Source organism: Psychrobacter sp. BF1, from assembly GCF_019279065.1.
GTDB classification, from domain to species: Bacteria; Pseudomonadota; Gammaproteobacteria; order Pseudomonadales; family Moraxellaceae; genus Psychrobacter; species Psychrobacter urativorans.
In genome coordinates, this window is sequence record NZ_JAGYWV010000025.1 from 1 (window position 1) to 5,612 (window position 5,612).

Consider the following 5,612-nt stretch of genomic DNA (forward strand, 5'->3'; position numbering starts at 1 on the left):
GCCACACTACCATTGGCGCGATGATGTTTCACTTCTGAGTTCGAGAAGGGATCAGGTGGGGCCATCATGCTATTGTCGTCAGCAAAGGGGGTTAGATATGAGTCTGTTTTTATTGTTTTTGACTTAAACTTTAGGTTTAAATCGACCAACTATAACCTAACTGAATCAAGGTTAAAGGTGATATCGAAATATATATATTCTATAAGCTTAACGCTTATACAAGATAGATTAATTAGAGCTTTCATACAAACCACTTGGGTGTTGTATGGTCAAGCCAAACGAGCAATTAGTACAGGTTAGCTACATGCATCGCTGCACTTCCACACCCTGCCTATCAACGTCGTAGTCTTCAACGGCTCTTTAGGGAAATCTTATCTTGAGGTGGGCTTCCCGCTTAGATGCTTTCAGCGGTTATCCCATCCGAACGTAGCTACCGGGCAATGCCACTGGCGTGACAACCCGAACACCAGAGGTTCGTCCACTCTGGTCCTCTCGTACTAGGAGCAGATCCTCTCAAATTTCCAACGCCCACGGTAGATAGGGACCGAACTGTCTCACGACGTTCTAAACCCAGCTCGCGTACCTCTTTAAATGGCGAACAGCCATACCCTTAGGACCTGCTTCAGCCCTAGGATGAGATGAGCCGACATCGAGGTGCCAAACACCGCCGTCGATATGAACTCTTGGGCGGTATCAGCCTGTTATCCCCAGAGTACCTTTTATCCGTTGAGCGATGGCCCTTCCATACAGAACCACCGGATCACTAAGACCTACTTTCGTACCTGCTCGACTTGTGGGTCTCGCAGTTAAGCGCGCTTTTGCCTTTATACTCTACGACCGATTTCCGACCGGTCTGAGCGCACCTTCGTACTCCTCCGTTACTCTTTAGGAGGAGACCGCCCCAGTCAAACTACCCACCATACATTGTCCTCGGTACTGTTATACCTGAGTTAGAACCCCGACATGACCAGGGTGGTATTTCAAGATTGGCTCCACAAACACTAGCGTGTCTGCTTCAAAGCCTCCCACCTATCCTGCACAAGTCAGGTCAAAGTTCAATGTAAAGCTGTAGTAAAGGTTCACGGGGTCTTTCCGTCTAGCCGCGGGTACACAGCATCTTCACTGCGATTTCGATTTCACTGAGTCTCTGCTGGAGACAGCGCTGCCATCATTATGCCATTCGTGCAGGTCGGAACTTACCCGACAAGGAATTTCGCTACCTTAGGACCGTTATAGTTACGGCCGCCGTTTACTGGGGCTTCGATCAAGAGCTTCGCTTACGCTAACCCCATCAATTAACCTTCCAGCACCGGGCAGGCATCACACCCTATACGTCCACTTTCGTGTTTGCAGAGTGCTGTGTTTTTAATAAACAGTTGCAGCAGCCTGGTATCTGCGACTGTCGAAAGCTCAAGGAGCGTGTCCTATCACCATCAACAGCGTACCTTCTCCCGAAGTTACGGTACCATTTTGCCTAGTTCCTTCAGCAGAGTTCTCTCAAGCGCCTTGGTATTCTCTACCTGATCACCTGTGTCGGTTTAGGGTACGATTCGTTTATAACTATTGCTTAGAAGCTTTTCCTGGAAGCATGGTATTTGCCACTTCACTGTACAAGTACAGCTTGCTATCAGATCTCAGCCATATTACAGTCCGGATTTGCCTAAACTGTAAGCCTACATCCTTTCACCTGGACAACCAACGCCAGGCTGACATAACCTTCTCCGTCCCTCCATCGCATTATAAACAAGTATCGGAATATTAACCGATTTCCCATCGACTACGCCTTTCGGCCTCGCCTTAGGGGTCGACTCACCCAGCCCCGATTAACGTTGGACTGGAACCCTTGATCTTCCGGCGTGCGAGCTTTTCACTCGCATTATCGTTACTCACGTCAGCATTCGCTCTTGTGATACCTCCAGCATGCCTTACGACACACCTTCACAGGCTTACACAACGCTCCCCTACCACTTGAAAACAAATTCAAATCCGCAGCTTCGGCTCCTAGTTTGAGCCCCGTTACATCTTCCGCGCGGGCCGACTCGACTAGTGAGCTATTACGCTTTCTTTAAAGGATGGCTGCTTCTAAGCCAACCTCCTAGCTGTCTATGCCTTCCCACCTCGTTTCCCACTTAACTAGGAATTTGGGGCCTTAGCTGGCGGTCTGGGTTGTTTCCCTCTCCACAATGGACGTTAGCACCCACTGTGTGTCTCCCGGATATCACTCATCGGTATTCGGAGTTTGCATCGGTTTGGTAAGTCGGTATGACCCCCTAGCCGAAACAGTGCTCTACCCCCAATGGTGTTCGTCCGAGGCGCTACCTAAATAGCTTTCGGGGAGAACCAGCTATCACCGAGTTTGATTAGCCTTTCACCCCTATCCACAAGTCATCCCCTAGCTTTTCAACGATAGTGGGTTCGGTCCTCCGGTGCCTGTTACGGCACTTTCAACCTGCTCATGGATAGATCACTCGGTTTCGGGTCTATGCCCTGCAACTATTCGCCCTATTAAGACTCGGTTTCCCTACGGCTCCCCTAAATGGTTAACCTCGCTACAGAACATAAGTCGCTGACCCATTATACAAAAGGTACGCAGTCACCCCAATAAATTGAGGCTCCTACTGCTTGTACGCACACGGTTTCAGGTTCTATTTCACTCCCCTCACAGGGGTTCTTTTCGCCTTTCCCTCACGGTACTGGTTCACTATCGGTCAGTCAGGAGTATTTAGCCTTGGAGGATGGTCCCCCCATCTTCAGACAGGATTTCTCGTGTCCCGCCCTACTTAATATGTTAATACTAGAATTTAAAATACAGGACTATCACCTACTACGGTCAGCTTTCCCACGCTGTTCTTCTATTCTAGTACTAATCGGCTTCTCCCCGTTCGCTCGCCGCTACTTGGGGAATCTCATTTGATGTCTTTTCCTAAGGGTACTGAGATGTTTCACTTCCCCTCGTTCGCCTCTCGTACAAGTACGAGATACCTAGCTTATGCTAAGTGGGTTTCCCCATTCAGAAATCTCCGGATCACAGGATATTGCCGCCTCCCCGAAGCTTATCGCAGGCTGTCACGTCTTTCATCGCCTCTGACTGCCAAGGCATCCACCATGTGCGCTTCATTACTTGACCATACAACCCCAAGTAGTCTTATCCTATAAATAGGTTTTGACTTCAAAGTGTCATACGCTCTAATTATGATAACGATATCACCTAATTTTATACGCTTGATTCAGTTCTCTTATTACTTTTTGATAATCAATCCCTGGGATAACAACTGATGTCGTTAAGGAATCGATTATCAAGGTTAAAAAGTGCGCGTGAACACGCCCTTTCTAACCCAGACTCATATCTATGTTTTTAAATAGTTTCTATGCTCTCATCGAGTCACAGATTCTGTATAAAACAGAAGTAAATAATCAATAACGATCACTTAATTCTGTTTATTTATTAGCACCTAAAGCTTACAATCCGTTTATAGTGGTGGAGCCAAACGGAGTCGAACCGTTGACCTCCTGCGTGCAAGGCAGGCGCTCTACCAACTGAGCTATGGCCCCTGAGAAGCGTATAAACAAAGCACTGCTTTGTTAGCTTCGCAAGAGTAATTTGCTTAAAGGCAAATTGCTAATGGTTAGCTTTATGCTAATAAATGGTGGGTCTAAGTGGACTTGAACCACTGACCCCCGCGTTATCAACACGGTGCTCTAACCAGCTGAGCTACAGACCCAATTACGCTTATAATAAACGTAAGCTTAAACTAAAGAACAACTTGTTGTGAATTCTTGTCAACCGAATGTCATCTATAAGGAGGTGATCCAGCCGCAGGTTCCCCTACGGCTACCTTGTTACGACTTCACCCCAGTCATCAACCACACCGTGGTGAACGCTCCCCCGAAGGTTAAGCTATCCACTTCTGGTGCAATCAACTCCCATGGTGTGACGGGCGGTGTGTACAAGGCCCGGGAACGTATTCACCGCGGCATTCTGATCCGCGATTACTAGCGATTCCTACTTCATGGAGTCGAGTTGCAGACTCCAATCTGGACTACGATAGGCTTTTTGAGATTCGCATCACATCGCTGTGTAGCTGCCCTCTGTACCTACCATTGTAGCACGTGTGTAGCCCTGGTCGTAAGGGCCATGATGACTTGACGTCGTCCCCGCCTTCCTCCAGTTTGTCACTGGCAGTATCCTTAGAGTTCCCGGCTTAACCCGCTGGTAACTAAGGACAAGGGTTGCGCTCGTTGCGGGACTTAACCCAACATCTCACGACACGAGCTGACGACAGCCATGCAGCACCTGTATTCTAATTCCCGAAGGCACTCCCGCATCTCTGCAGGATTCTAGATATGTCAAGACCAGGTAAGGTTCTTCGCGTTGCATCGAATTAAACCACATGCTCCACCGCTTGTGCGGGCCCCCGTCAATTCATTTGAGTTTTAACCTTGCGGCCGTACTCCCCAGGCGGTCTACTTATTGCGTTAGCTGCGTCACTAAGTCCTCAAGGGACCCAACGACTAGTAGACATCGTTTACGGCGTGGACTACCAGGGTATCTAATCCTGTTTGCTACCCACGCTTTCGAGCCTCAGTGTCAGTATTATGCCAGAAGGCTGCCTTCGCCATCGGTATTCCTCCAGATCTCTACGCATTTCACCGCTACACCTGGAATTCTACCTTCCTCTCACATACTCTAGCTCAACAGTATCAGATGCAGTTCCCAGGTTAAGCCCGGGGATTTCACATCTGACTTATCGAGCCACCTACGCTCCCTTTACGCCCAGTAATTCCGATTAACGCTTGCACCCTCTGTATTACCGCGGCTGCTGGCACAGAGTTAGCCGGTGCTTATTCTGCAGCTAATGTCATCGTCCGTGGGTATTAACCACGGAGTCTTCTTCACTGCTTAAAGTGCTTTACAACCAAAAGGCCTTCTTCACACACGCGGCATGGCTGGATCAGGGTTTCCCCCATTGTCCAATATTCCCCACTGCTGCCTCCCGTAGGAGTCCGGGCCGTGTCTCAGTCCCGGTGTGGCTGATCATCCTCTCAGACCAGCTACAGATCGTCGCCATGGTAGGCCTTTACCCCACCATCTAGCTAATCCGACTTAGGCTCATCTAATAGCGAGAGCAGTAAACTGCCCCCTTTCTCCCGTAGGTCGTATGCGGTATTAATACGAGTTTCCCCGTGCTATCCCCCACTACTAGGTAGATTCCTAAGTATTACTCACCCGTCCGCCGCTCGTCAGCGAGAAGCAAGCTTCTCCTGTTACCGCTCGACTTGCATGTGTTAAGCCTGCCGCCAGCGTTCAATCTGAGCCATGATCAAACTCTTCAGTTTAATCTTGCTATGAAGCTCTTTAAAGAAGCTCCTAAACTTGGCTCATCTAATCTGGCAATTACGCTCTTCGTATGTTTTCATTTAAATGAATTAACTTTGAGTTTTCTTGCTGTCTTAAATGATAATTTTTATAGTTAATAATCTTCCCGAAAAGAAAAGATAGTCAACTTTATTTTTTAACATTCTGAATCAACAAAAATCCACACAAGTTGTTCTTTAGTTATGCTTTTAAATAGTATCGCTCTGCTGTCGTCCAGTAGAGGATTATTACACTA

General features: G+C 48.1%; 2 tRNA genes and 3 rRNA genes. All 5 read right to left on the reverse strand.

Annotated elements, in window-relative coordinates:
* Positions 1-83, reverse strand: a 5S ribosomal RNA gene (rrf, locus tag KZA12_RS14560); the annotation flags it as partial.
* A gap of 182 nt (positions 84-265) precedes the next feature.
* Positions 266-3,127 (reverse strand): 23S ribosomal RNA (locus tag KZA12_RS14565).
* A gap of 349 nt (positions 3,128-3,476) precedes the next feature.
* A tRNA-Ala gene (locus tag KZA12_RS14570) sits at positions 3,477-3,552 on the reverse strand.
* A gap of 93 nt (positions 3,553-3,645) precedes the next feature.
* A tRNA-Ile gene (locus tag KZA12_RS14575) sits at positions 3,646-3,722 on the reverse strand.
* Positions 3,723-3,798: 76 nt separating this feature from the next.
* Positions 3,799-5,337 (reverse strand): 16S ribosomal RNA (locus KZA12_RS14580).
* Positions 5,338-5,612 lie beyond the last annotated feature (275 nt).